The sequence below is a fragment of the Microbacterium alkaliflavum genome (assembly GCF_044325405.1).
GTDB classification, from domain to species: Bacteria; Actinomycetota; Actinomycetes; order Actinomycetales; family Microbacteriaceae; genus Microbacterium; species Microbacterium alkaliflavum.
This window is the reverse complement of the sequence record NZ_JBIQWL010000011.1, coordinates 110,082-134,181: the sequence shown is the minus strand read 5'-3', so window position 1 is coordinate 134,181 and position 24,100 is coordinate 110,082. Positions and strand designations below refer to the sequence as shown.

Here is a 24,100-nt window from a genome sequence, read left to right as displayed (position 1 = left end):
GGCAGCCTCGAACTGCTCAGCGACCGACTCCCACACACGAATCTGCGCCTCACCAGGCGAACCCATCGCCACCCGCAGCGTCTTATCATCCGCGCTGGACGCGCCGCCGGCACAGCCGGTCAGGGCGACCACCGCGACACCGGTCACGGCAATCGCGGTGACGAGGGAAAGGCTTCTGTTCACTGCTGTTCTTTCTGGGTGAGGGAGCGGCTCTGCGATGAGCGCTCTCGGTGCGGTTCGGTTGAGGAGGAGTAGGTGCAGATATCGGACAGGGTCATGTCGAGTACGTCGCCGAAGATGCGCACGCGGCGCGCGCGCAGGTCCTCGAGCAGGGGCCGGAGCGCGCCGGGGCCGTCCGCCTCGAGCCGGCCGTCGACGGTGAGCTGCGCGATGATCTGCATCGCGCGCGCGCCGACGGCCAGTGCCTCGATCCAGGCTCGGCCCTCGTCGACGAGCCGCTGATTCTCGACGGGCTCGTGAAGGAGGTGATGAGCGGATGCCGCGAGGCGATCCGCGAGCGGGCGCAGCGTCCGTACGGCGCGATCGACGTCGCCCACCAGCATCCCGAAGGTGTGCTCCTCGAGGGCGAACGTCACCTCCGGTGCATCGAGCTGGCTCAGGCACGACGAACGGGAGTTGTCGGCGAAGTCGCGGTAGGCGTCGGCGTCCCGGCCGGCTACGGCGCGCAGTGCGGCGTCCCAGCTCTTCTCCGGGTCGTACTCCGAGGGCGCGCGAAGGTAGTCGGCGATCGTGGCGATGGCGATCTTCGACGACTCGAAGCGCTCCATCGCATTCGCGATGATCCCCTCCGCGCCGCGCGGCAGGTCGGCCGCCCGCCCCCGGTACGGGCCGACGTGCAGCTCGTGGCCCATCGCGACGTCGTTCACCGGGTAGTTGTCCCAATAGGTCGGCCGACGTCCCGCCGCGCGCGCGAAGACCTCGGCGTCGGCGGTGTCCAGCGTCGCCGAGCAGATCGCGCGGCCGGTCCAGAAGAGTCCGATGCCCGGTGCGAGCAGCCGGCCGAGCTCCGCGACGTACGGCTCGTCGCCGGAGCCCCAGTACTGCGTGGGGCACACGATGAGGGACGAGCCCGGGACGCGGTCGCGGAGCCCGCGGAAGGCGGTGTTCGCGAGGGTCGCCTGCGCCTCGGCGATCGATCCGTAGCGCGCGATGTCCGCGTCGTGCTGCAGGCGCTGGGGGACGTCGTCGACGAGCAGGCCGAAGTGGCGGATGCCGAGCGCGGCCACGGACGCGAACTTGTCCAGGAGGCGCGCGGCATCGCCCTCGTCGGAGTAGCGGATGCTGAGACCCGGCGACAGGCAGAAGAGCAGCTCGACGCCGGCCGCTTCGCAGGCCGTCACGAGCTCCGCGAGCTCCGCGAGCTCCGCGGCACCGTACGGATGAGCCCAGTCGCGACGGAGGAAGGGATCGTCTTTGGGCGAGTACACGAACCGATTCATGCCGCGCTCGCCGACGAAGCGGATCATCTCGAGCCGGTCTGCGTGCGTCCACGGCGTGCCGTAGAACCCCTCGACGACGCCGCGGATGGCGAAGGCCTCCTCATCCGCGCGCGCAGCGGCGACCTCATCCGTGCGCACAGCGTCGAGGCCGGTCATGACCGCTGCTCCAGGAGTGCGCCGTTGATCGCATCCCCCGCGTCGATGTTGCTGCTGGCGTACACGCGCGGCTGGACGCCGGCTGCCACGGCGATCCCGACGCTCTGGGCGACGACGGCGTTCACGATCGCGGCGCCGACGGCGGTCGATGTGGGGGCCACGCGACGGTCGAAGCCCGGCACCTCGACCGTCGCATCGCCCAGTTCGCCGCGGTTGTCGATCACGATGTCGGCCAGTTCGAAGAGGCGGCTGCCGCCGCCGCGCGGGGCCGTTGCACGCGAGTGGGTGAGGCTCGTGACCGCGATCACGGTGAGTCCTCTGTCGCGTGCCGCGGCGGCGAGCTCGGTCGCGACCTGATTGCGTCCGGAGTTGGAGAACACCATCAGCACATCGCCGGCGGAGACTCCGTGGTCGTCGAGGAGCTGGCTCGCGAGACCCGGCAGGCGCTCGAGGCGCGTGCTGAGCGGCGCGTTCGCGTGCAGCATGAGTCCCTCGAAGAGCATGGGGCGCACGTCGGCGAGCCCGCCCGCGCGGTAGAACAGCTCCTCGGCGAGCATGTGCGAGTGCCCGGAGCCGAACGCGTGGACCTCTCGACCACCGCGGAGCGCAGCCGCCACGGCGTCCGCCGCCCGCGCGATGGCGTCCCACTGCGTGTCGAGCACGTCCTGGAGGAGATGGACCACGCGGGCGAGGTAGCGGCGGCCCGGTTCGTCGGATGCGGATTCGTCAGTCATGGTCAACCTCTCGTCCAGATGTGAAGGCCGTCGTCGGCGGCGGAGTGCGCCAGCAGGAGTGCGCCGTCGAGGGCATCGCCGAGCGGCGCCCTCGGTGCGAATGCGTCGGGATCATCGCTCAGGCGCTCCACGACCCGGGGAGCGAGCTCGGCTCCGAGCCGGCCCAGGATGACGAGCGGCGTGCCGTCGTGCGCACCGGCGTCTCGACGTGCCGTCCGAGCGACGAGTGCGAGCTCCGCCACGGCATCATCGACGATGCCCTGGGCGACCGCGTCCCCGTGGCGGGCAGCGGTGAGCACCTCGGGTGCGAAGTGGGCGATCTCGTCGACCGCGCGCTCGGAGGAGTGCAGACGGATCGGGATGCCGGACGCTGCGCCGAAGCGGGCCTCGGCCGCCGCGCCGAGCGCCGTGGACGGCCCACGGCCGTCGGCGGCGCGCAGCGCCGCGACGATCCCCGCTCTGCCGATCCAGAAGGCGCCGCCCTCGTCGCCGAGCAGATACCCGTGCCCGCCGACCAGGCGCGTCGTGGCCTGCTCCGGCCCGCGCACGGCACATGCGACGCCCGTGCCGATCGAGAGCGCCACCCCCCAGTCGCCGCCGAAGGCGCCCGCGTGTGAAGTGAGGCCGTCGTCGCAGAGGACGATCCTGTCGGTCTTGAGTCCGTCGGCCACGAGCTGCGCGAGTCGGGCCGATCCCTCGCCGTCGTCCGGCACGGTCGTCAGGCCCAGCACCGCGACATCGACGGGCTCGGCACCGGCCAGGCGCCACGAGTCCAGGATCGCCGCGGCGGTCGCCGGCACTGTGCTCGGACCGCGCCAGCTCACGCCGGGGACGACGGCCCCCAGGCCCGACGAGTGCCGTACGCGGATCGTGGACTGACCGCCGTCGACGGCGAGGACACGGGGCGCAGCATCCGTCATCACGAGTCGCCCTCCGGTTCGCCGGCAGCGCCCCCGGGTCCGTCGACGGCGCCCCCGACCTGGGCGCGCAGCTGATACTTGTCGCCGCGGTAGAGGCAGGTGGCCAGCATGACGACGCGTCCTGTTCGATCGGTATCGACCATGCGCACGCGGAGGCATGCCTGGTCCCCGCCGATTCCGAGGAGCTCGGCGCTCGCAGGGTCGGGCAGGACGGGCTCGATGCGCATGCTCGCCGCACTCGCGACGAGCGCGTGGCGCGCAGCGAGAACCTCGTACAGCGAACCTTCGAGGTCTGCGCGCGTCAGCTGCGGTGCATACGAGACGGGGATCCGGACGCTCTCGATGGCGACCGGCTCGGCGTTGCCCAGCCGAAGTCGGGAGACCCAGAACACGGGCGATCCGACCGGGATGTGGAGGCGGGATGCGAGTGCGTCGTCGGCCGTGATCGTGCGGAAGTCGAGGATGCGGCTGCTCGGCTCGATACCGCGGGAGCGCATGTCGTGCGTGAAGGACGTGAGACCGATGACGCGCAGCACGGGACTGAAGACCGTGTAAGTACCCGACCCGTGGCGACGCTCGAGGAGCCCCTCCGCGACGAGTTCGTCGACAGCGCCGCGGAGCGTCATGCGGGCGACGCCCCAATCGGCGGAGAGGTCGCGCTCGCTCGGCAGCCGACGCCCGGGGCCGAGCTCGGCGATCAGGTCACGCAGTCGTCCGCGCAGCAAGCCGCGAGTGCGTGTCTTCGACGTTGAAAGCACCCGGAGAGTACAACCCATCCGAGCCCGAAGTGCAAACCGGTTCTTAGACCACTTCGACGCAGGCCAGGGACGAGCGGATGGACCGCTTGGGGTGTCTCATGCGCCGGAAACCCGCGGGATTACCGCGCTCAACACCGCCTCCGACTAGACCATCCGGCACCATCGGCGGCTCCCGACGGACTAGACCACTCTGCGTGATCGTCAGCGACTTCGCAGGAACGACTGCGCCTCTGGGCTATCGTGTCGGCGTGCTCACACGTCCCACACGACTCGACGACCTTCCGGCGGCGTACCGCGTCTGCCACGAGACGGGGCTTCCTTCCGACGGCTCGACGCGCTCTCCCGAGCTGCTCGGGCATGTCTACGTCGGTCCCTACCTCGTCGCCCCGGGGACCCGCTCGGTCGTCGTCGTCGACGACGAGGGTGTCGGCGGGTACCTGCTGTGTGCGCGCGACACCCGTGCTCACGAGGCGTGGGTGGAGCGGCACTGGCTCCCCGGGCTGCGCGCCGATCATCCGCTCGGGCGCGCCCGGTCGATCTCGGATCAGGAGATCGTCGAGCTGCTTCACTCACCCGAGCTGGCGCCTGAAGAGGTCGTGGACGAGTTTCCGGCGCACCTGCACATCGACCTGCTCTCACGGCTGCAGGGGAGAGGGCTCGGAAGCGTGCTGATCGGAGACCTGCTGGCCTTCCTCGCCGCCGACGGCACCCGCGGCATCCACCTCGGCGTGGGCGCTGACAATGCAGGGGCCATCCGCTTCTACCGACGTCTCGGCTTCGTCGACGTCGTTCGCAGCGACTCGACGCTGTACATGGGTCGTCGACTCTAGGCTTGAGGGGTGAGCTTCCTCGTCCGCCCTGCCCAAGCGTCGGACGTGCGCGGGATCTGGGAGATGCTCGACCCGTTCGTGCAACGTCGGATCCTGCTGGGCAAGGACATCGTCGTGCTGTACGAGTCGGTGCAGCAGTTCCTCGTCGCGGAGGACGAGACCGGCCGGCTCATCGGATGCGGCGCTCTGCACGTCATGTGGGAAGACCTCGGCGAGGTGCGCACGCTCATCGTCGTCGACGAGTGGCTGCACCACGGCGTCGGCCGTGAGATCGTCGAGGCGCTCGAGCAGAACGCCCGCGCGCTCGGGCTGACCCGGCTGTTCTGCCTGACGTTCGAGGTCGACTTCTTCACGCGCCGCGGCTTCTCGCCGATCGGCGAGCAGGTCGTCGACCCCGACGTCTACTCGCAGCTCATCCGGTCGCCTGACGAGGGCGTCGCGGAGTTCCTCGACCTCGCCCACGTCAAGCCGAACACCCTCGGCAACACCCGGATGCTCAAGCAGCTCTGACTGCGTCGCGGTCGCCCACTGCGACGCGCCCGCTTAGCCTGGATTCATGACCCGAGCCCGTGCCCGACGGCGACGTCACTCTCCGGCGGTCTACCGCCGGCGGCGTCTCGTCATGCTCATCGCGGTGCTCCTCCTCGCCGCGGGAGTCGCGTGGCTGCTCATCGCGCAGCCGTGGCGTGGGCTCGCGCTCGGGGCGCAGCCCACTCCCACGCCCACCACATCGCGCTCGGCGACCCCGACCCCCACGGCCACGCCGACCCCCACCGCGACTCCGGTCACGGAGGCGACGCCGACGCCTGAGCCGACTCCGGCGGCGACCGGCACCGCCAAGGCATGCCGTTCGAGCGACGTCCTCGTCGAGGCGCTGACGGATGCCGACACCTACCAGGCCGGCCGGAACCCGCAGCTGTCCATCACGCTGACGAACCAGGGCGCCGTCGACTGCACCCTCAACGTGGGGACGACGACGCAGGTCTTCACGGTCACGAGCGGCAACGACGTGTGGTGGCGCTCGACCGACTGTCAGACCGAGCCGAGTGACATGGTCGTGACGCTCGCGGCCGGCCAGACCGTGTCGAGTGCGACGCCGGTGGTCTGGGACCGCACGCGCTCCTCGGTGTCGACCTGCGACACGAGCAACCGCCCCGTCGCGCCGGCGGGTGGCGCGTCGTACCACGTGACCGTCGAGATCGGCGGCATCCCGGCATCCCAGTCGAAGCAGATCCTTCTCTACTGAACGGGCGCCCACCCCGAACGGGCGGAGGGCCGGGCAGCCTCGCGGCGCCCGGCCCTCCTGAAGCCTCCCGGCCGACTCCTACGGCTTGCCGTCGAAGACCTCGCCCTCCATGGCGTCGTAGCCCTCCGACTGCGGGTCGCCGTGCTGGCCGCCCGACAGTGCGTACTCCTCCTCGGGCGAGAGCACGAGGCGGTGCCGGAAGTAGAGGGCGAACCCGATCAGGATGATGACGTAGACGACGCCGATCGCGAGGATCGCGGGGCGGGCGGGCTCGTTGATGAAGAATCCGAAGAAGATCAGGATCGAGACCGCGCCGGCGACCACGGCGCCCGGGATGCCCCACGGGCTCCGGTACGGGCGGTTCGCGTTCGGATACTTCCGGCGCAGGATGACGTACGACACCATCTGCAGCGTGTAGGCGATCACCGCGCCCCAGATCGCGATGTTCAGGACGATCGCGCCCGCGACACCGCCCGTGCCGCCCAGCGCGTCGACGAGCAGGAGCGCGACCCATCCGATCACGGCGCCGACGACGAGCGCGACCCACGGCGTCTGCCGCTTGCCGGTGAGGGACAGGAACCGCGGATAGTAGCCGGCGCGCGAGAGCGAGTACATGTTGCGGCCGTACGCGAACATGATGCCCTGCAGCGAGGCGAGCAGCCCGATGAGGGCGAAGAGGGCCAGCACCGCGGCGAGCTGGTCGCCGACGATCGCGCGGAAGCCGTCGAGCAGCGGCTCGCCCGCTGTGCCGGTCGCCTCAGCGCCCAGGACGCCGGTGTTGAGGAACAGCACGAGCAGGCCCGTGACGATGAGCGTGGTGCGGGCGATGAAGCCGGCGCGCGGGATGTCGCGCTCCGGGTTGTGCGACTCCTCGGCCGCGAGCGGGAGCTCCTCGATGCCGAGGAAGAACCACATCGCGTAGGGGAGGGCGAACAGGATCGGGATGACGCCGTGCGGCAGGAAGAGGCTCTGCCCGTCGTCGGGGGCGATGTCCCACAGGGCATCCCACGAGAACGCGCCGGAGAAGACCGCCATGGCGGAGAACACCAGGATGATCGCGATCGAGATGATCGACACGACGATCGCGAACTTGAACGAGATCGACGCGCCCGCCGCATTCAGGGCGATGAACACGACGTAGAGGATGATCCACCAGACCCATGTCGGCATCGAGAAGCCGAGCAGCTCGCTCGTGATGGCATCCGCGTACGAGGCCGAGAAATAGACGATGACCGCCGTCGTGGCGACGTACTCGATCGTCTCCGCCGCCCCCGTCACCAGGCCGCCCCACGGCCCCATGGCTGAGCGTGCGAAGGAGTAGGCGCCGCCGGTGTGGGGCATCGCGGCCGCCATCTCGCCGATCGAGAAGATCATGCCGTAGTACATGAGCACGAGGATCGCGAAGGCGATCAGCATCCCGCCGAAGCCGGCGAAGTCGATGCCGAAGTTCCAGCCGGAGAAGTCGCCCGAGATGACGGCGGCGACCGCGAGGCCCCAGAGCCCCCACACGCCGGCCGATCTCTTGAGGGTCCGTTTCTGGAAATAGTCCTGGCCGGCGCGGTTATAGGTCGCTCCCGCGACCTTCCGGGCATCGCCGTTCGACTGTGACATGGGTCCTCCGTGGCGCTCGGGTAAGAGGCGGGGGTGCGCCTTGCGCATGATTGTGGCGTCTATTGGTTGGCTGTGTCTACCTTTGCGGCCAAGTTGCTGGTTATGGTGGACGGGCGCACAGCGACGACGCGTGCTCGACGAGAGGGGGACGGATGCCGGGGAATCTCAGCGTTGCCGAACTGGATGCCGCAATCGAGGCACGCGACATCGACACGGTCGTGGTCGCGTTCGCCGATGCGCAGGGCCGTCTCGTCGGAAAGCGCGTCTCGGCCCGCCTGTTCCAGGAGGAGGTGCTGGCGCACGGGGCCGAGGCCTGCAACTACCTCTTGTCGGTCGACGTCGACATGAACACCGTCGACGGCTACGCCATGTCGAGTTGGGAGACCGGCTACGGCGACATGATGCTGCTTCCCGACCCCGCGACGCTCCGCAGCATCCCGTGGCTCCCCGGCTCGGCCCTCGTCATGGCCGACCTCGGCTGGGAGAGCGGCGCGCCCGTCGTCCAGTCGCCGCGCGAGATCCTCAAGGCGCAGCGCACGCGTCTGGCCGAGCGGGACCTGGTCGCCTACTCCGGGACGGAGCTCGAGTTCATCGTCTTCGACGAGACATACCGGGATGCCTGGGCGAAGGGCTACCGTGACCTGAAGCCGTCGACCGACTACAACGTCGACTACGACCTGCTCGCGTCGGGGCGCCTCGAGCCGCTGCTGCGCGACATCCGCCTCTCGATGGACGGCGCCGGCCTCTACACGGAGGGCGTCAAGGGGGAGTGCAACCTCGGCCAGCAGGAGATCGCCTTCCGCTATGCGGAGGCGCTCGAGACCGCCGACCAGCACGCGATCTACAAGAACGGCGCGAAGGCCATCGCCGACCGGCACGGCAAGGCGATCACGTTCATGGCCAAGTACAACGAGCGCGAGGGCAACAGCTGCCACATCCACCTATCGGTGCGTTCCAGCGACGGCGCGCCCGTCATGGCGGGTGAGGGGGCGCACGGCTTCAGTCCGCTGATGGAGCACTGGATCGCCGGCATCCTCGCGACCCTCCGCGAGTTCACGCTCCTCTACGCGCCGAACGTCAACTCGTACAAGCGGTACGCGAAGGGCTCGTTCGCGCCCACGGGCGTCGCGTGGGGCGTCGACAACCGCACGTGCGCGCTGCGCGTCGTGGGACACGGGTCGTCGCTCCGGGTCGAGAACCGCGTGCCCGGTGGCGACGTCAATCCGTACCTCGGCATCGCGGCGATCATCGCGGGCGGACTGCACGGCGTCGAGAACGAGCTGGCACTCCCCGAGGCGCTGCGCGGCAATGCGTATGCTTCCGGGGTCGACCACCTTCCGACGACGCTGCGCGAGGCCACCCAGCTCTTCGCGGACTCGTCCATCGCACGCAGCGCCTTCGGCGATGAGATGGTCGAACACTATCTGAATCAGGCGCGCATCGAGGTCGAGGCCTACGATGCCGCTGTGACGGACTGGGAGCGCGTGCGTGGCTTCGAACGACTCTGACGTGCGTCCGCCCGTCGTCGGCCTGACGACGTATCTCGAGCAGGCGAAGCAGGGAGTCTGGGACGTGCGCGCGGCCTTCCTCCCGCAGCAGTACTTCGACTCGGTGACGGCGGCGGGCGGCATCGCCGTGCTCCTTCCGCCGCAGCCGGTTCGGGATGCTGCGGCCGCGGTGCTCGACGGGCTCGACGGGCTCATCCTGACGGGTGGTGCCGACGTGCAGCCCGAGCTGTACGGCGCCGAGCGGCACCCCCTCACCGACGCCGCCCGCGCGGATCGCGACGAGTGGGAGCTCGCCCTGTTCCGGGGCGCGGAGGAACGACGGATGCCGGTGCTCGCCATCTGCCGCGGGCTGCAGCTGGTCAACGTGGCGCGCGGCGGCACGCTCCACCAGCACCTCCCCGAGGCGCTCGGCACCGAGCGGTACCGGATCGGTGGGGGCGTCTTCGCGACGAACGTCGTCAAGGTGGCGGCGGGGTCTTCGCTTGCCGATCTCGTCGGCGCGGGGCCCATCGACGTGCACAGCTACCACCACCAGGGCGTCGACCGGCTGGGCGACGGACTCGTCGTGACCGCCGCGACCGACGACGGTCTCGTGCAGGCCTTCGAGTCCGAGGGTGAGGGGTACGTCGTGGGCGTGCAGTGGCATCCCGAGGAGAACGCCGAAGACATCCGGCTCTTCGAGGGGCTTGTGGCCGAGGCGGCGACCTACGCGGCTGCGCGCCGGGATTCGGTCCCAGAGCCTGACTCCTCCCCGGTCCCCGAGCTTGACTCCTCCCCGGTCCCCGAGCCTGACTCCTCCCCGGTCCCCGAGCTTGACTCCTCCCCGGTCCCCGAGTCTGACTTCTCCCCGGTCCCCGAGTCTGACTTCTCCCCGGTCCCCGAGTCTGACTTCTCCCCGGTCCCCGAGTCTGACTTCTCCCCGGTCCCCGAGTCTGACTTCTCCCCGGTCCCCGAGTCTGACTTCTCCCCGGTCCCCGAGTCTGACTTCTCCCCGGTCCCCGAGACTGACTCCTCCCAGGTCCCCGAGCTCGACTCCTCCCCGGTCCCCGAGCTTGACTCCTCCCCGGTCCCCGAGCCTGACTCCTCCCCGGTCCCCGAGCTTGACTCCTCCCCGGTCCCCGAGCTTGACTCCTCCCCGGTCCCCGAGCCTGACTCCTCCCCGGTCCCCGAGCCTGACTCCTCCCCAGTCCCCGAGCTTGTCGAGGGGTCGAGATCGCACCTTCCGAGGAACCCCGGCACCTCAGGTCCATCGGCGGTGGCGTCATGACCAGCACCTTCACCCTCATCAACCCCGCCACGGGCGTGTCCTTCCAGGACGTCCCGCGCGCCTCCGTCGAAGAGGTCGACGCAGCGATCGCCCGCGCCGTCGTCGCGCAGCGGGCCTGGGCGGCGCTGCCGCCGGTCGCGCGCGCCGACGCGCTCCGGTCGTTCGCCCGCGTCGTCGAGGCCCACGTCGAAGAGCTCGCGGCGATCGAGGTGCGCAATTCGGGGCATCCAGTCTCGTCCGCGCGATGGGAGGCGTCGCACGTCGCGCAGGTGCTCAACTTCTCCGCGGGCGCGCCCGAACGGCTGAGCGGGCAGCAGATCCCCGTCGCCGGCGGTCTCGACGTGACGTTCCACGAGCCGTTCGGCGTCGTCGGGATCATCGTGCCGTGGAACTTCCCGATGACGATCGCGTCGTGGGGCTTTGCGCCGGCGCTCGCCGCGGGCAACGCGGTCGTCCTCAAACCCGCGGAGCTCACGCCCCTCACAGCCGTGCGGATCGGCGAGCTCGCTCTCGAAGCCGGCCTGCCCGAAGGCCTCTTCACGGTCATCACGGGCTCCGGATCCGTGGTCGGGCAGCGCTTCGTCTCGCATCCCGACGTGCGGAAGGTCGTCTTCACCGGGTCGACCTCGGTCGGTGTCGAGGTCGCCGCCGGCTGCGCCGCAGGGCTCAAGCCCGTGACCCTGGAGCTCGGCGGCAAGAGCGCCAACATCGTCTTCGCCGACGCCGACCTCGAGAAGGCCGCCGCGTCGGCACCCGGCGCCGTGTTCGACAACGCCGGTCAGGACTGCTGCGCACGCAGCCGCATCCTGGTCGAACGGTCGGTGTACGACCGGTTCCTCGAGCTGCTCGAGCCCGCCGTGCAGGCGTGGCGGGTCGGCGACCCGGCACTCGAGACGACCGAGATGGGCCCGCTCATCTCGGCCGCGCACCGCTCGACGGTCGGTGGATTCCTCGACGGTGCCGACATCGCCTTCCGCGGCTCGGCGCCGGGAGGAGACGGCTTCTGGTTCGCGCCGACGGTCGTGCTCGCGTCGCGCGAGGATCGCATCGCGCGCGAAGAGGTCTTCGGGCCGGTGGTCGCGGTGCTGCCGTTCGACGACGAGGCCGATGCCATCCGCCTCGCGAACGACACGATCTACGGACTCGCGGGGTCGCTCTGGACCGAGAATCTCGGTCGCGCCGTCCGTGTCGCGCGCGGGGTCAAGAGCGGGGTGCTGTCGGTCAACTCGCACTCGTCGGTGCGCTACTGGACGCCCTTCGGCGGCATGAAGGCCTCGGGCCTCGGCCGTGAGCTCGGCCCGGACGCCGCCGAGCACTTCACCGAGACCAAGAACGTCTTCTTCGCGACGGATGCCTCGTGACGGCCTCGCCCGCATCCTCGCGCCCCACGACCCCGAACCGGAGGAACACATGGATCTGACAGCACGACTGAAAGACCGGGTCGCGATCATCACGGGCGGCGCCTCGGGCATCGGGCTCGCCACTGCCCGCCGGTTCGCCGCGGAGGGCGCCGCCGTCGTGATCGCCGATCTCGACCCTGCGACCGGCGAGAAGGCCGCGGCCGAGGTGAACGGCCTGTACCGCCACGTCGACGTCGCCGACGAGGCATCCGTCGACGCCCTCTTCGACGGGGTATTCGACCAGTTCGGGCGGCTCGACATCGCCTTCAACAACGCCGGGATCTCGCCCGCCGACGACGACTCGATCGAGACGACGGAGCTGCCCGCGTGGGACCGCGTGCAGGACGTCAACCTCAAGAGCGTGTACCTCTGCTCGCGCGCGGCGCTGCGCCACATGGTGCCGCAGGGGCGGGGGTCGATCATCAACACGGCGTCGTTCGTCGCGCTGCTCGGATCGGCCACATCGCAGATCTCGTACACGGCGTCGAAGGGCGGCGTGCTCGCGATGACGCGCGAACTCGGCGTGCAGTTCGCGCGGCAGGGCATCCGGGTCAACGCGCTGTGCCCCGGGCCGGTCAACACGCCGCTCCTGCAGGAGCTCTTCGCGAAGGACCCGGAGCGCGCCCAGCGGCGCCTCGTCCACGTGCCGGTCGGACGCTTCGCCGAGCCCGAGGAGATGGCGGCCGCCGTCGCGTTCCTCGCGTCCGACGACGCGTCGTTCATCACGGCGACCGCGTTCGTCGTCGACGGCGGCATCACCAACGCCTACGTCACGCCGCTGTGAGGCCGGACGTGTCCCGCATCTCGGCTGGATGGGGCGGATGGATGCCTCGCCCGGCGTGTCAGGCGACTTCCGTCACAAGCGGCCGTGATGCGGCACGCCTCCGAGGCCGATCATGACCGACGCGCCGCTCCGCGAAGTGCGCCGGGCCGTCTACCGGCCCGTGCGCGAGGGCAACGCGCTAGAAGACACCGTCGCGCGGCTCGTGCAGACGATCCGGCTCGGCGTCGTGGCGCCGGGGGAGTCGCTGCCGCCCGAACGCGAGCTCGCCGCGCTGTACGCCGTGAGCCGGGATACGGTGCGCGAGGCGATCCGCGAGCTCGCCGACACGGGATTCCTCGTCCGGCGGCGGGGCCGGTACGGCGGCACGTTCGTCGCCGATCCGCTGCCTCGCCCGTCGGAGCGGTCGTCGGTTCCCGCCGAGGAGCTCGAAGACGTGCTCGGCCTGCGGCGGGTGCTGGAAGGCGGTGCCGCGCGAACGGCCGCCGCGCGCACCCTCTCGCCCGAGATCCGCGCCGAACTGTGGGCGCGGCACGAAGAGGCCTGCGGCGCCGGCGAGGCCGACTACCGCCGCCTCGACACGATGCTCCACCTGACGATCGCCGAGGTCGCCGGCATCCCGTCGCTCGTCGCGCTCCTCGCCGAGAACCGCGCGCGCGTCAACGCGTGGCTCGACACGTTCCCGCTGCTGCCGCGCAACATCGAGCACTCGAACGCCCAGCACGAGGCCATCGTCACGGCGATCCTGGCGGGAAGACCGGATGCCGCGGAGGCGGCCATCCTCGAGCACCTCGCCGGGTCGGAGGCCCTGCTGCGCGGCTTCCTCGGCTGAGGCGGGCCCTCGCGGCGTGCACAGCTGCGGGGATTGCGACCGACGCGCCGGCGCGCATCGGCGCGTCGCGCGAGATCCCCGCAGCTGTGCTCGCCGCCCCCGGCTGAGGCGCGTCCTGGGCGTGCCCCGGAGTGTGCACAACTGCGGGGATTCGGGTCGACGCGCCGGCGCGCATCGGCGCGTCGGGCGATCCGCCCGCGCAGTCGTGCGCGCCGTCCCCGGCGAGGGGCTCGGCGACCGCGCCGTCTACGCTGGTGGGATGGCCAAGAAGCGCGCGAAGAAGGAACCCCTCGAGTTCCGCAACACGGCGCTGAGCGACGCCCTGCAGACGCAGGACATGGCGGCCGTCGCCTTCGCGCTCCGGCACGGCCCGACGGTCGTGCCCCTCATGAAGCCCGGCGATCGCGACAATCCGATCGACGTCGGCGAGGTCTGGACCTACCGCGACCCCAACACGGGCGACATCGCCCTCCTCCTCTTCAGCGACGCGAAGCACAAGCCCGCCGCGCTCCCGCCCGCCGTCGCGCTGCAGTCGCCTGGGGCGCTGCGCGCGTTCCTCAGCACGCACGGCTCCGCGATCACGACGGTGTTCTTCGATATCGCAGGCCCGCACCCCATGCAGGCCACGCCCGACGAGGTCATCAGGGCGCTGGACGCTTAGAAGTCGGGCACGCCTTCGGCCAGGCTCGGCCGACCACGCGTGATGAGGTCGCGCAGCGCCTTGTCGAGCGCCTCCGACGAGGCATCCACCACCGTCTTGTAGCCGAGCCGCGCGGCCTCGGATCGCCGCTGCGCGCCCTGCGCGACGGGCCGGATCTCGCCCGCGAGGCTGAGCTCGCCGATCGCCGCCGTGCCCTTCGGCAGGGCCTTGTCGCGCACCGCCCCGGCTATTGCGACCGCGATCGCGAGGTCGGCCGCGGGCTCGACAAGGCGCACGCCGCCCACGGTGGACACGTAGACGTCTTTGTCGGACACCTGGACGCCGGCGCGGCGCTCGAGCACCGCGAGGATCATCGCAACGCGGGCCGCGTCGACGCCGCTCACGATGCGCCGCGGGTTGGGACCGGGGTTCTTGATGGTCAGGGCCTGCACCTCGACCGGCAGGGCGCGCCGACCCTCGAGCGCGATCGTCACGCACGTGCCCGCGACCGGGGCGCCGTGGCCGAGGAACAGGGCGCTCGGGTCGGCGACCTCGGCGATGCCGTCGCCGGCCATATCGAAGCATCCCACCTCATCCGTGGGGCCGAAGCGGTTCTTCAGCGCACGCACGAAGCGCAGCGACGTCTGGCGGTCGCCCTCGAAGTGGCACACGACGTCGACGAGGTGCTCGAGAATGCGCGGCCCTGCAATCGAGCCGTCTTTCGTGACGTGCCCGACGATGACGACGGGCAGATCGCGGTCCTTCGCGACGCGGATGAGCGTGGATGCCACCTCCCGTACCTGCGACGGATGCCCGGCCATGCCCTCCGACAACCCGGACGACACGGTCTGCACCGAGTCGACGATGAGCAGGTCGGGCCGCACGTCGTCGACGTGCCCGAGGATCGTCGCGAGGTCGATCTCGCTCGCGAGGAAGAGCTCGTCGTGCAGAGCCCCCGTGCGCTCGGCACGCAGCCGCACCTGTGCCGTCGACTCCTCCGCCGACGCGTAGAGCACGCGCCGCCCGGCGCGCGCCGACTGGGCCGCGACCTCGAGGAGCAGCGTCGACTTGCCGACACCAGGCTCGCCCGACAGCAGGATGGCCGCCCCCGGCACGAGCCCGCCCCCGAGGACACGGTCGAACTCGCCGACGCCCGTCGTGCGGCGCGGAGCCTCGCTCGTCGTGAGGCGCGTGATCGGCTGCGCGGCGCGGTCGGCCGCGGGCGTGATGGGTGAGACCGAGCGCACGATGCCGGTCTGCTCGGCCGACTCGACGACCGTCCCCCACTGCTGGCACTCGCCGCACCGGCCGACCCATTTGACCGCCGTCCATCCGCACTCGGTGCACCGGTACGCCGCGGTCAGGGGTCGTCGGGTCGCCATGCGATCAGGCTAACCGGAGGTCGCGACATCGCCCGCGAGCCCCGCGCGGAGCGGTCCGCACGCAGGACCGTCTCTCAGCCGAGCGCCTCCACGAGCTGTTCGTACAGGGTCGGCGCGGGCAGGCCACCGCCGTCGAACTCGATGTCGCTCGAGGTCACGACGATGATCGTCGCGTCCTCGTCGTAGGAGTGGAACACCGAGGTCGTGTAGCCGGGGATGGTGCCGGAGTGGCCCCACCAGCCGTCGGCCATCTCGCCCCAGCCGATGCCATAGCCGGAGGTCGCGTCGTTGGGCGGAGGGGAGGTCAGGATCGAGTCCCGCCGCATCTGCTGCAGCTCGGGGCTGAGCACGCCTTCGCCCGTGAACAGCGCGTGCGCCCACAGCTCGAGGTCGTCGAGCGTCGAGATGACCTCGCCGGCCGTGTTGCCGAACGACGGGTTCCAGTCCGTGGCGTCGGCGATCGTGCCGGCGGGCTGACCCTGCACGGTCACGCCGGAGAGCCGTGGGTCGTCCATGTCCGGCGAGCCGTCGGGGTAGACGGTGTCGTGCATCCCGAGCGGTTCGAAGATGCGCTCCGAGAACACCTCCGCGATCGGCTTGGACAGCACCTTCTCGATCACCATCCCGAGAAGGATGTAGTTCGTGTTCGAGTACACCCACGTCTCGCCGGGGGCGCCGTCAAGCGGCAGTGTCTTGGCGTAGTCGAGCAGCTGCTGCGCCGTGAAGACGGTGCTCGGATCGCCGAAGTACGCGTTCTGCCAGTCCTTGTCCGTCGAGTACGACGGGATGCCGCTGGTCATGTCGGCCAGTTGCCGCAGCGTCGCCGCGCCGTTGGGCGAGTCCGGAACGTACTTCGAGATCGGGTCGTCGAGGCTCACCAGCCCCTCGCCGACGAGCTGCAGCAGGATCGTCGCGGTCATCGTCTTGGTGAGGCTGCCGATCCGCGTGTGGTCGGTGGCGGCCGGTGCCGAATCGTCGTCGGGCGAGACGGTCCCCACGCTTCCGGTCCACCTGCCCTCCGGCGTGATCACGCGGGCGATCACGCCTGGGAGCTTGTCGCCGATGGGTGCCGCGTCGAGCACCGCCTGCAGGGCGGCGGCCGTCTCGGCGGGCAGCACCCGGGCGGTCTCAGAGGGCGTCGGCTCCGGCTCCGACGCCGAGGTGGAGCATCCCGCGAGCACGAGAACGATGGCCGCAACGGATGCCGCCAGAAGCGCGCGACCGCGCCGAATCACCAGTTCGCTCACCATGACCCCCACAGCCTCGCCGGTGCAGTCGAGGCTACTGGTCGTGCCCGGTCGGGGCCAGGGCCCGCCGTGCGCGACCGTGGAAGCCGACGATCAGCCGCGCAGCGAGTCCGCGACCTCGCGCAGGGCGTCGGCCGAGCGGCGGAAGAGCCCGAGCTCGCTCGCCGAGAACTGCGTCTCGCGGATCGCGACGGCACCCGACGCCGACACGATCGACGGCACCGACAGGGCGACGCCGCTCACGCCGTGGAAGTCGTCGAGCACCGTCGAGACGGGCATGACGGCGTGCTCGTCGTGGAGGATCGCCTCGACGATGCGCGCCGACGACAGCCCGATCGCGTAGTTCGTCGCGCCCTTGCCCTGGATGACCTTGTAGGCGGCATCCCGCACATCCACGGCGATCTGGTCGAGCTCATCGACCGTCATGGGGTCACCCTCGGCGGGTTGCCAGTCGAGGATCGGCACGGTTCCGATCGTCGTCTTCGACCACAGCGGGAACTCCGTGTCGCCGTGCTCGCCGACGATGTAGGCGTGCACGCTGGAGGTCGAGACGCCTGCGCGGCGCCCCAGCAGCCAGCGCAGGCGTGACGTGTCGAGCACCGTGCCCGAGGCGAAGATGCGCTCGGGCGGCAGGCCCGTCGCCTCCTGCGCGAGCACCGTGAGCACGTCGCAGGGGTTCGTGACGATGACGTAGATCGCGTTGGGCGCGACCTCGAGCAGCTGCGGGAGCATCGACTTGAGGATGTTGGCGTTCGTGCCGGCGAGCTCGATGCGCGTCTGACCGGGCCTCTGCTTCGCGCCCGCCGTGATGACCACGACATGCGACCCCTCGGCGACCGAGACGTCGCTGCCGCCGATGATGTCGCTCGTGCCGGTGAACTGCGTGCCGTGGGCGAGGTCGAGCACTTCTGCCTCGACCTTCTCGGTCGCGATGTCGTACAGGGCGACGTGGCGCGCGGATCCGCGGATGAGGGCCGCGTACGCCACGCTCGATCCGACGCCTCCGGCGCCGACGACGGTGAGTTTCGAGTTCTCGATCACGCTCATGCGGTCAGTCTGGCAGGACCCGGTCGCCGCAGACCAGGGGCGATGACCGTGACAATCCGCGAGGGGTGAACGGACGATGGATGCAGCCGCGCGGCACTCTCACCGTCGCCTCTTCGTGCGAAGGGAGATCGAGGGCCCCGATTTCGGGCCTGCTGGGGCCGATTCGGCCCTAGCCTGACACTCGGACCGGGTGCGGCATCCGGTCTTCGCACTGATCGGAGCGGCATGGACTTCGGGCTTCACATCGCGGACTTCACCTTCACGAGCGGGGCGGCGCAGCTCGGCCCTGCGCTCGCCGCGCACGTGCGCAACGCCGAGGCGGCGGGCATCACACGAATCACCGTCATGGACCATTTCTGGCAGCTGCCGGGGATCGGCCCGGAGAGTCACGAGATGCTCGAGGCGTATGCGACGCTCGGCTTCCTCGTCGCGCACACCGAGAAGGCGCTGCTGCACACGCTCGTGACGGGCGTCATCTACCGGCATCCCGCGCTCCTCGCGAAGCAGGTGACGACGCTCGATGTGCTGTCGGGCGGCCGCTTCGGCCTCGGCATCGGCGCGGCGTGGAACGAGCAGGAGTCCAAGGGACTCGGCTTCCCGTTCCCGCCCGTCGGCCAGAGGTTCCGCGAGCTCGAGGAGACGCTCCAGATCTGCCTGCAGATGTGGTCCGACTCGGAGGAGCCCTACGAGGGTGCGATCTGGCAGTTCGAGCGCACGCTGAACTCGCCGCAGAGCATCACGCGCCCGCATCCGTATCTCATGATCGGCGGCGGTGGCGAGAAGAAGACCCTCCGCCTCGTCGCCCAGTACGCGGATGCCTGCAACCTCGGCGTGCGCGACGGCCTGCCGACGCACAAGCTCGACGTGCTGCGCGGCCACTGCGACGCCGTCGGACGCGACTACGACACGATCGAGAAGACCGCGATGATCGGTGTCGATCCGTCCTCGACATCGTCGAGCGTCGCGTCGATCGCCCGCGATCTGGCGGAGCTGGGCTTCACCGCGACGTACGTCTTCTCGGTCGGCATCCCCGAGCCCGAGCGGGTCGTCGACCTGCTCGCCGAAGCGATGGACGAGCTGGATTGAGGGATGCCGGGCTCCCGAACTGCCCCGATTCGCGATGCCGCGTCGCGTGACGTAAACTCTTCGGCGGTGACGTGTCCGAGCGGCCGAAGGTGCAACTCTCGAAAAGTTGTGTAGGGTAACCCCCTACCGTGGGTTCAAATCCCACCGTCACCGCCAGTTTTATCCCAGATCAGCCCCACTTCTTGTGGGGCTGATCTGCGTCGTGGGGAAGAATCGGGAAAGACTCCTCTCGACCCGATTGGCCGTTTGACCTGGTGGTAGCTCTGCTGGCCAAAGCTCGGGACAGTCTTCGCCTGGAAGGCGAAAGTCAGTTCGGTCGAGACGGATCGTTCTCCGCCAACGTGCTGATGGCGGACCCCACGAGCGCCCGGCGGTGCGCATTGACGGCCGCGGCATCGTTGCCCTCGGCCCGGAAGGGCGGTGAGTGCCACATCTCGCACATCCCCCAGATGATCAGGTAGAGGTCCCGCGCATCCCACCCGGCTGATATCGCTCCGGCCTCCTGCCAGCGGGCGATCATCGCCTCCGGCTGCGGCAGATCCTGCAGCTGCTGGGTTGCCTCGTCCCACGGATCGGATTCCAGCCGCGCCCAGGCGAGGAGTCTGAGCGTCTCGGGGTGGGAGCCTATGAAGTCGAAGACTCCCTGCGCGAACGCCGCGACGTCCGCCGCATCTTGGCTGACGGCCTGGGCGACCTCGAGGATCGCCGATGCCACCGTGGCGGTGAACAGGCGCTGCTTGTCGCCGAAGTAGGCGTAGATGCGTTCCTTGTTCACTTCGGCCAGAGCCGCGATGCGGTCGACGCGCCCACCGCCAAGTCCAGATGCCGCGAACTCTGTGCGCGCGGCGACGAGGATCCTGCCTTGAGTGTTTGCGGCGCGCACCGAGACGCCCATCGTTGATCGCTCGTCCATTCCCTCATTCTTACGGACGTCGATTTGATTCCCGGTTCCTCCGTGCTACTGTACCCAACCAACGAGTTGGTTTGTTTGGTCAGCTCGCTCGAAGGAGAGAAATGGCAGACACCACGCAACCCGCCGCGAAGCTGACGCGGGTCGACTACCGCGCGGACACGGAATTCGCAGCGACAGCGAGTCCGGCAGTCTCCTGGGCGACCGAGACGGAGATCCCCGGTTGGGTGCAGGCGTGGGCGGAGCTTGAAGCGGATGGCGAGCGCGTTCGCGTCGATGGCTCCATCTCGGTGAACGTGGCATGGCCATTCCGCCCTCTGCGCCCGCGAGAGACCCGACGACTGCGAGTGCGCGTGGCCGGACAGGATGGCTCGGCCTCCACGTGGAGCGACGTCCGCTCGGTGCGCGGCGGCCATCTCGACGTGGGGGAGTGGACCGCGTCGATGATCGGTCTTGCCGCCCCCAGCGACCTGGGCCAGCCGGCGCAGCTGCGGACTCGTTTCGACGCGCTGAAGCAGGTGGCCTCCGCGACGCTCTATTCGACCGCCAACGGCGTCTACGAGGTGGAGATCAATGGCCACCCTGTCGACGCGGACACGCTCAAACCGGGCTGGACCTCGTACCAGTGGCGCCTCATCCACGAGACCACCGATGTGACGACGCTCGTGCAGCAGGGCGGCAACGCGATCGGCATCCAGCTCACTGCCGGATGGTTTGCACAGAGGTACGGCTTCGGCGATGACGCCACGCCCTTCTACGGCGAACAGCCGGCGGCCGCGCTCCAGCTCCACCTCGAGTACGCAGACGGCACGTCCGAAGTGGTCTCCACAGATGCGACGTGGAAGGCGACGGACGCCGGGCGCGTCGTCGCTGCCGGCATCTACGCGGGCCAGCACGACGACCTGCGCCGCGAGCAGCCCGGCTGGACGCTGCCCGACTTCGACGACTCGGCGTGGCTTCCCGCGCGCGTGGACGAATCGTCCGTGGTGCCCACACCTCGCATCGCCCCGCCGGTGCGGGAGGTCGCAGAACTGCACCCGGTCGCGAGGTCGCAGTCGAGCTCGGGCTCCACGATTCTCGACTTCGGCCAGAACCTGGTCGGGCGGCTCCGCGTGCGCGCCGATCTGCCAGAGGGCGCGACGGTCACGCTCAGTCACGCCGAGATCCTGACCGACGGTGACCTGCACACCGGTTCGATGCGCGGCGCAGCGGCGACCGACTCGTTCACCTCGGCTGGGCATGCAGTCGTCTGGGAGCCGGAGTTCACGTTCCGGGGTTTCCGTTACGCGAGCGTCGAGGGATGGCCCGGTGACGTGCCGGCAGACGCGATCACCGCGGTGGTCGTGTCCAGCGACCTCGAGCGCACCGGCTGGCTTGAGACGGGGCATCCGCTCGTCGACCGCTTGCACGAGTCGATCGTGTGGAGCACGCGCGGGAATTTCGTGTCGCTGCCCACCGATTGCCCGCAACGCGACGAGCGGCTCGGCTGGACGGGCGACATCGAAGTGTTCGCGCCCACCGCGGCAACCCTCTTCGACATCGACGGCTTCCTGTCCAACTGGCTCGCCGACCTCGCCGCCGAGCAGCACGCGCTCGACGGGATCGTGCCCTTCGTCGTTCCCAACGTGTCCGGTGTGTTCACGAGTGCCACAGCCGGTTGGGGCGACTCGGCCGTCGGTGTGCCCTGGACACTGCACCAGCACTTCGACGACACGTCCGTCCTCGAGCGCCAGTACCCCAGCATGAAGGCCTGGGTGGATGTCGTGGACCGACTCGCGGGCGAGCGCCATCTGTGGAAAGGCGGGTTCCAGTTCGGCGACTGGCTGGACCCCACCGCACCCAAGGAGTCACCCACCGACGCCAAGGCCGACAAGGAGTTGATCGCCACCGCGTACTTCCATCGCTCGGCCGCGATCCTCGCGGCAACAGCCGAACTGCTGGAGAGGCCCGAAGACGCGACAAGTTACTCCCGGCTCGCAACCGCGATCAAGGATGCCTTCAACCGCGAGTACGTGACGCCGAACGGACGGCTCAGCTCGGATGCGCAGGCAGCGTACGCACTCGCGATCGCCTTCGACCTGGCGGCCGATCGGGATACCGAACTGCGGATGGGAGAGCATCTCGCTGGCCTCGTGCGCCGAAACGGGTACCGGATCGGAACCGGGTTTCTGGGGACGCCGGTCATCATGGATGCCCTGACCCGGACCGGTCAGCTGGAGACGGCCGACCGGCTTCTCACCCAGACCGAGTGCCCCTCCTGGCTGTACCCGGTGACTCAGGGCGCGACCACGACGTGGGAGGCGTGGGACGCCCTGCTTGCCGATGGTTCGCCGAGCCCGGCCGACACCTCCTTCAATCACTACGCGTTCGGAGCGATCGCGAAGTGGCTCTATGAGTCACTCGCCGGCCTCAGTGCCACCGCGCCCGGCTTCCGGGAGATGCGGATCGCCCCGACTCTCTTGCCCAGCTTCGGCCGAGTCAGCGCGACCAGGATCACGCCCTACGGCCATGCCGCGGTGACATGGAGCCGCGAGGAAGGGAGGGTGCGAATTGCTGCGACCCTGCCGGCGAACACGTCGGCCACGGTGCAGCTGCCGGACGGCAGCGAGCCTTTCACCGTAGGCTCCGGCACCCACGAGTGGACCGTCGCAGGGTCGTCCCGCTCGATCAACCGAGTGCAGCAGCTGTCGATGCGCACTGATTTGGCGCAGGTCATCGAGGACCCGGATGCCTATGCCGCCGTTCTCGGCGCGCTCGAGCGGCACGCGCCACACGCCGCGCAGACCCTGCGCACCCGTACCCGGTGGGAACCGGGCGTGCCCCTGGATGTTGAATTCTTCATCCTTCCCAAGGCCGTGCAATCGGCCATCGACGACGACCTCAGCCTGTACCAGCTGTCCCCGAACGCGTGACGGCCCCTGTTCGAAGGAGAACATTGAAATGAGTGAGAACACTGTCAAAGTGCGCGTCCCCGGCCGGGTGTGGCGGACCGCCTGGCTCGGCGGGATGGCCTCCTGGATCGACGCCGGAGTACTGGTCTCATCGGGCGTGGCCTTCACCTTCTACATCGAAGCGCTGGGGCTGACGGCCTGGGACATCGGAGCGCTCTCCGCGCTCATCACGGCCGGGCTCGCGGTCGGCGCGCTGGTAGGCGGTCCACTGGGCGACCGATTCGGCCGCAAGCGGGTCTTCTCGATCGATCTGCTGGTGCTGATCGTCGGGCTCGCGCTGCTCACCTTCGCTCCGAGCGTCGGATTCCTCTACGCGGGCGCCGTGGTGACCGGCCTCGCCATGGGCGCCGACCTTCCGGTGTCACTCGCGCTCGTCGCCGAGGAAACGCCCGAGCAGTTCCGGGGGAGGATGGTCGGCTTCTCGCAGATCCTCTGGGGCTGCGGCACGATCGGCGTCATCGTCCTCTCGAACGTCGTCACCTTCTCCGGGATGAGCCTCGAACTCGGTGCTCGGATCATCTTCGGACACCTGCTCGTCATCGCCGCCATCACCTGGCTGCTGCGACAGACGCTGCCGGAGTCTCGCGAGTGGGTTGCGAGCACGGCATCCATCCCGACGCAGACGACGCCCGGCCACGCAGTCCAGACCGGTCTGCGCGCTCTCAAGGGCTTCTGGCCCGCGGTGATCGCGCTCGCCCTGTTCTACGCGATCGGCAACATCGCGAACAACACCGGCGGGCAGTTCAGCTTCTTCATCATCACGCAGGTGGGGGGTGCGAGCCCGCAGGTCGCGACCCTCGTGCTCACCGGCTTCATCCCGCTCGGGCTCATCACCGGGTTCATCTTCATCCGCTTCGCCGATACCAAGTACCGCATCCCTGTCTTCGTGTTCGGCGGCATCCTGACCGTTGCCGGAATGTGGATCGCGGCCGCCAGCGGGTTGTCGCTCGTCCCCTATATCGCCGGTCTGTTCATCGGCGCGTTCGGATCGGGCCTCGGCGGTGAGGCGCTGTTCAAGGTGTGGACGCAGGAGAAGTTCCCCACCCGCTCCCGCGCGACTGCCCAGGGCCTCGGGATCTTCATCTGCCGCGGCGCTGCCGCCATCGTCGCCGTGTTCACCCCAGCGCTCGCGGCCGCCAATGCGACAGCTCTCTACTGGGGGCTCGGCGTCCTGAACCTCGTCTCGCTGCTCATCGGCTTCTTCTGGGTGCGCCGACTGCGCGACGTGCGGATGCTTCGCGACCAGGCCGACGAGGACGCCTTCGGGGTGACGGAGGCGCACGCGACCGCTCCCACGACCGTCGCGTGAAATCGGCATCACCGGCCAGCAGAAG

General features: G+C 69.7%; 20 protein-coding genes, 1 tRNA gene and 2 pseudogenes. 13 read left to right on the top strand and 10 right to left on the bottom strand.

Annotated features, from left to right (window positions below; all coding sequences use genetic code 11):
* From ACH3VR_RS20355 to ACH3VR_RS20335, 5 genes and pseudogenes are all read right to left on the bottom strand, one after another.
* A pseudogene (locus ACH3VR_RS20355) lies at window positions 1–183 on the bottom strand (hypothetical protein); the annotation flags it as partial.
* Entirely contained in the window at window positions 180–1,616 is a 1,437-nt protein-coding gene (locus ACH3VR_RS20350; RefSeq protein ID WP_397558156.1) for a protein O-GlcNAcase, read from the bottom strand. The gene ACH3VR_RS20350 and the pseudogene ACH3VR_RS20355, both read right to left, overlap by 4 nt.
* The gene (locus ACH3VR_RS20345; protein WP_397558155.1) at window positions 1,613–2,350 is read right to left on the bottom strand and encodes an SIS domain-containing protein; all 738 of its coding nucleotides are present in this window, start codon (window positions 2,348–2,350) and stop codon (window positions 1,613–1,615) included. Before ACH3VR_RS20345 ends, ACH3VR_RS20350 begins: the two co-directional genes overlap by 4 nt.
* Window positions 2,351–2,352: 2 nt before the next feature.
* Window positions 2,353–3,270, bottom strand: a complete 918-nt coding sequence (locus tag ACH3VR_RS20340; RefSeq protein WP_397558154.1) for an N-acetylglucosamine kinase — start codon at window positions 3,268–3,270, stop codon at window positions 2,353–2,355.
* Complete coding sequence (locus tag ACH3VR_RS20335; RefSeq protein ID WP_397558153.1) at window positions 3,270–3,995, bottom strand: GntR family transcriptional regulator; 726 nt, start codon at window positions 3,993–3,995, stop codon at window positions 3,270–3,272. The genes ACH3VR_RS20340 and ACH3VR_RS20335 overlap by 1 nt, the downstream gene beginning before the upstream one ends.
* Window positions 3,996–4,276: 281 nt before the next feature.
* Here ACH3VR_RS20335 and ACH3VR_RS20330 point away from each other — a divergent pair, with 281 nt between their 5' ends.
* The 3 genes from ACH3VR_RS20330 to ACH3VR_RS20320 are packed head-to-tail and all read left to right on the top strand — an operon-like array spanning window position 4,277 to window position 6,104.
* Entirely contained in the window at window positions 4,277–4,858 is a 582-nt protein-coding gene (locus ACH3VR_RS20330; protein WP_397558152.1) for a GNAT family N-acetyltransferase, read from the top strand.
* 9 nt (window positions 4,859–4,867) lie between these two features.
* Window positions 4,868–5,368, top strand: coding sequence for an amino-acid N-acetyltransferase (locus ACH3VR_RS20325; RefSeq protein ID WP_397558151.1), 501 nt, complete (start codon window positions 4,868–4,870; stop codon window positions 5,366–5,368).
* Window positions 5,369–5,414: 46 nt separating this feature from the next.
* Window positions 5,415–6,104 carry a hypothetical protein gene (locus tag ACH3VR_RS20320; RefSeq protein WP_397558150.1) on the top strand — a complete coding sequence of 230 codons (690 nt, stop codon included), beginning with the start codon at window positions 5,415–5,417 and terminating at the stop codon, window positions 6,102–6,104.
* Between the two features lie 78 nt (window positions 6,105–6,182).
* On the opposite strand, the gene ACH3VR_RS20315 is transcribed toward ACH3VR_RS20320, so the two are convergent.
* Complete coding sequence (locus ACH3VR_RS20315) at window positions 6,183–7,715, bottom strand: amino acid permease (RefSeq protein ID WP_397558149.1); 1,533 nt, start codon at window positions 7,713–7,715, stop codon at window positions 6,183–6,185.
* Between the two features lie 152 nt (window positions 7,716–7,867).
* Here ACH3VR_RS20315 and ACH3VR_RS20310 point away from each other — a divergent pair, with 152 nt between their 5' ends.
* The 6 genes and pseudogenes from ACH3VR_RS20310 to ACH3VR_RS20285 all read left to right on the top strand — a co-directional run bounded on the left by ACH3VR_RS20310 (window position 7,868) and on the right by ACH3VR_RS20285 (window position 14,164).
* Window positions 7,868–9,223, top strand: a complete 1,356-nt coding sequence (locus ACH3VR_RS20310) for a glutamine synthetase family protein (protein WP_397558148.1) — start codon at window positions 7,868–7,870, stop codon at window positions 9,221–9,223.
* A pseudogene (locus ACH3VR_RS20305) lies at window positions 9,204–9,944 on the top strand (gamma-glutamyl-gamma-aminobutyrate hydrolase family protein); the annotation flags it as partial. The gene ACH3VR_RS20310 and the pseudogene ACH3VR_RS20305, both read left to right, overlap by 20 nt.
* 542 nt (window positions 9,945–10,486) lie before the next feature.
* A complete protein-coding gene (locus tag ACH3VR_RS20300; RefSeq protein ID WP_397558147.1) occupies window positions 10,487–11,851 on the top strand; it encodes an aldehyde dehydrogenase family protein in 1,365 nt (454 codons plus the stop codon).
* Between the two features lie 49 nt (window positions 11,852–11,900).
* A complete protein-coding gene (locus ACH3VR_RS20295) occupies window positions 11,901–12,674 on the top strand; it encodes a 3-oxoacyl-ACP reductase (protein ID WP_397558146.1) in 774 nt (257 codons plus the stop codon).
* 112 nt (window positions 12,675–12,786) lie between these two features.
* Window positions 12,787–13,503, top strand: a complete 717-nt coding sequence (locus ACH3VR_RS20290; protein WP_397558145.1) for a FadR/GntR family transcriptional regulator — start codon at window positions 12,787–12,789, stop codon at window positions 13,501–13,503.
* 259 nt (window positions 13,504–13,762) lie between these two features.
* Window positions 13,763–14,164 (top strand): dehydrogenase, encoded by a 402-nt coding sequence (locus ACH3VR_RS20285; RefSeq protein ID WP_397558144.1) that lies wholly within the window; start codon window positions 13,763–13,765, stop codon window positions 14,162–14,164.
* Here the strand turns inward: ACH3VR_RS20285 and radA are convergent.
* The 3 genes from radA to ACH3VR_RS20270 all read right to left on the bottom strand — a co-directional run bounded on the left by radA (window position 14,161) and on the right by ACH3VR_RS20270 (window position 17,819).
* Window positions 14,161–15,525 (bottom strand): DNA repair protein RadA, encoded by a 1,365-nt coding sequence (radA, locus tag ACH3VR_RS20280; RefSeq protein ID WP_397558143.1) that lies wholly within the window; start codon window positions 15,523–15,525, stop codon window positions 14,161–14,163. The two genes, ACH3VR_RS20285 and radA, sit on opposite strands and share 4 nt — an antisense overlap.
* A gap of 74 nt (window positions 15,526–15,599) precedes the next feature.
* Complete coding sequence (locus ACH3VR_RS20275; RefSeq protein WP_397558142.1) at window positions 15,600–16,775, bottom strand: serine hydrolase domain-containing protein; 1,176 nt, start codon at window positions 16,773–16,775, stop codon at window positions 15,600–15,602.
* Window positions 16,776–16,865: 90 nt separating this feature from the next.
* On the bottom strand, window positions 16,866–17,819 hold the full coding sequence (locus ACH3VR_RS20270) for an L-lactate dehydrogenase (RefSeq protein ID WP_397558141.1): 954 nt from the start codon (window positions 17,817–17,819) through the stop codon (window positions 16,866–16,868).
* A gap of 225 nt (window positions 17,820–18,044) precedes the next feature.
* Here ACH3VR_RS20270 and ACH3VR_RS20265 point away from each other — a divergent pair, with 225 nt between their 5' ends.
* Both ACH3VR_RS20265 and ACH3VR_RS20260 read left to right on the top strand, forming a co-directional pair.
* Window positions 18,045–18,905 carry an LLM class F420-dependent oxidoreductase gene (locus ACH3VR_RS20265; RefSeq protein ID WP_397558140.1) on the top strand — a complete coding sequence of 287 codons (861 nt, stop codon included), beginning with the start codon at window positions 18,045–18,047 and terminating at the stop codon, window positions 18,903–18,905.
* 65 nt (window positions 18,906–18,970) lie between these two features.
* A tRNA-Ser gene (locus tag ACH3VR_RS20260) sits at window positions 18,971–19,061 on the top strand.
* A 151-nt stretch (window positions 19,062–19,212) separates the two neighbouring features.
* Here ACH3VR_RS20260 and ACH3VR_RS20255 read toward each other — a convergent pair.
* Window positions 19,213–19,818 (bottom strand): TetR/AcrR family transcriptional regulator, encoded by a 606-nt coding sequence (locus ACH3VR_RS20255; protein WP_397558139.1) that lies wholly within the window; start codon window positions 19,816–19,818, stop codon window positions 19,213–19,215.
* Between ACH3VR_RS20255 and ACH3VR_RS20250 the strand changes: the two genes are divergently transcribed.
* Both ACH3VR_RS20250 and ACH3VR_RS20245 read left to right on the top strand, forming a co-directional pair.
* Complete coding sequence (locus ACH3VR_RS20250) at window positions 19,803–22,727, top strand: alpha-L-rhamnosidase (RefSeq protein WP_397558138.1); 2,925 nt, start codon at window positions 19,803–19,805, stop codon at window positions 22,725–22,727. The two genes, ACH3VR_RS20255 and ACH3VR_RS20250, sit on opposite strands and share 16 nt — an antisense overlap.
* Before the next feature lie 28 nt (window positions 22,728–22,755).
* Window positions 22,756–24,075: an MFS transporter gene (locus tag ACH3VR_RS20245; RefSeq protein WP_397558137.1), complete on the top strand. Its 1,320-nt coding sequence runs from the start codon at window positions 22,756–22,758 to the stop codon at window positions 24,073–24,075.
* The last annotated feature ends 25 nt before the right edge of the window (window positions 24,076–24,100 follow it).

Excerpts from the sequence above, each read along its gene's own strand:
- ACH3VR_RS20350 (WP_397558156.1), bottom strand. The coding sequence starts at position 1,616 with ATGACCGGCCTCGACGCTGTGCGCACGGATGAGGTCGCCGCTGCGCGC.
- ACH3VR_RS20345 (WP_397558155.1), bottom strand. The coding sequence starts at position 2,350 with ATGACTGACGAATCCGCATCCGACGAACCGGGCCGCCGCTACCTCGCC.
- ACH3VR_RS20340 (WP_397558154.1), bottom strand. The coding sequence starts at position 3,270 with ATGACGGATGCTGCGCCCCGTGTCCTCGCCGTCGACGGCGGTCAGTCC.
- ACH3VR_RS20320 (WP_397558150.1), top strand. The coding sequence starts at position 5,415 with ATGACCCGAGCCCGTGCCCGACGGCGACGTCACTCTCCGGCGGTCTAC.
- ACH3VR_RS20315 (WP_397558149.1), bottom strand. The coding sequence starts at position 7,715 with ATGTCACAGTCGAACGGCGATGCCCGGAAGGTCGCGGGAGCGACCTAT.
- ACH3VR_RS20310 (WP_397558148.1), top strand. The coding sequence starts at position 7,868 with ATGCCGGGGAATCTCAGCGTTGCCGAACTGGATGCCGCAATCGAGGCA.
- ACH3VR_RS20300 (WP_397558147.1), top strand. The coding sequence starts at position 10,487 with ATGACCAGCACCTTCACCCTCATCAACCCCGCCACGGGCGTGTCCTTC.
- ACH3VR_RS20295 (WP_397558146.1), top strand. The coding sequence starts at position 11,901 with ATGGATCTGACAGCACGACTGAAAGACCGGGTCGCGATCATCACGGGC.
- ACH3VR_RS20290 (WP_397558145.1), top strand. The coding sequence starts at position 12,787 with ATGACCGACGCGCCGCTCCGCGAAGTGCGCCGGGCCGTCTACCGGCCC.
- ACH3VR_RS20285 (WP_397558144.1), top strand. The coding sequence starts at position 13,763 with ATGGCCAAGAAGCGCGCGAAGAAGGAACCCCTCGAGTTCCGCAACACG.
- radA (WP_397558143.1), bottom strand. The coding sequence starts at position 15,525 with ATGGCGACCCGACGACCCCTGACCGCGGCGTACCGGTGCACCGAGTGC.
- ACH3VR_RS20275 (WP_397558142.1), bottom strand. The coding sequence starts at position 16,775 with ATGGTGAGCGAACTGGTGATTCGGCGCGGTCGCGCGCTTCTGGCGGCA.
- ACH3VR_RS20270 (WP_397558141.1), bottom strand. The coding sequence starts at position 17,819 with ATGAGCGTGATCGAGAACTCGAAACTCACCGTCGTCGGCGCCGGAGGC.
- ACH3VR_RS20265 (WP_397558140.1), top strand. The coding sequence starts at position 18,045 with ATGGACTTCGGGCTTCACATCGCGGACTTCACCTTCACGAGCGGGGCG.
- ACH3VR_RS20255 (WP_397558139.1), bottom strand. The coding sequence starts at position 19,818 with ATGGACGAGCGATCAACGATGGGCGTCTCGGTGCGCGCCGCAAACACT.
- ACH3VR_RS20245 (WP_397558137.1), top strand. The coding sequence starts at position 22,756 with ATGAGTGAGAACACTGTCAAAGTGCGCGTCCCCGGCCGGGTGTGGCGG.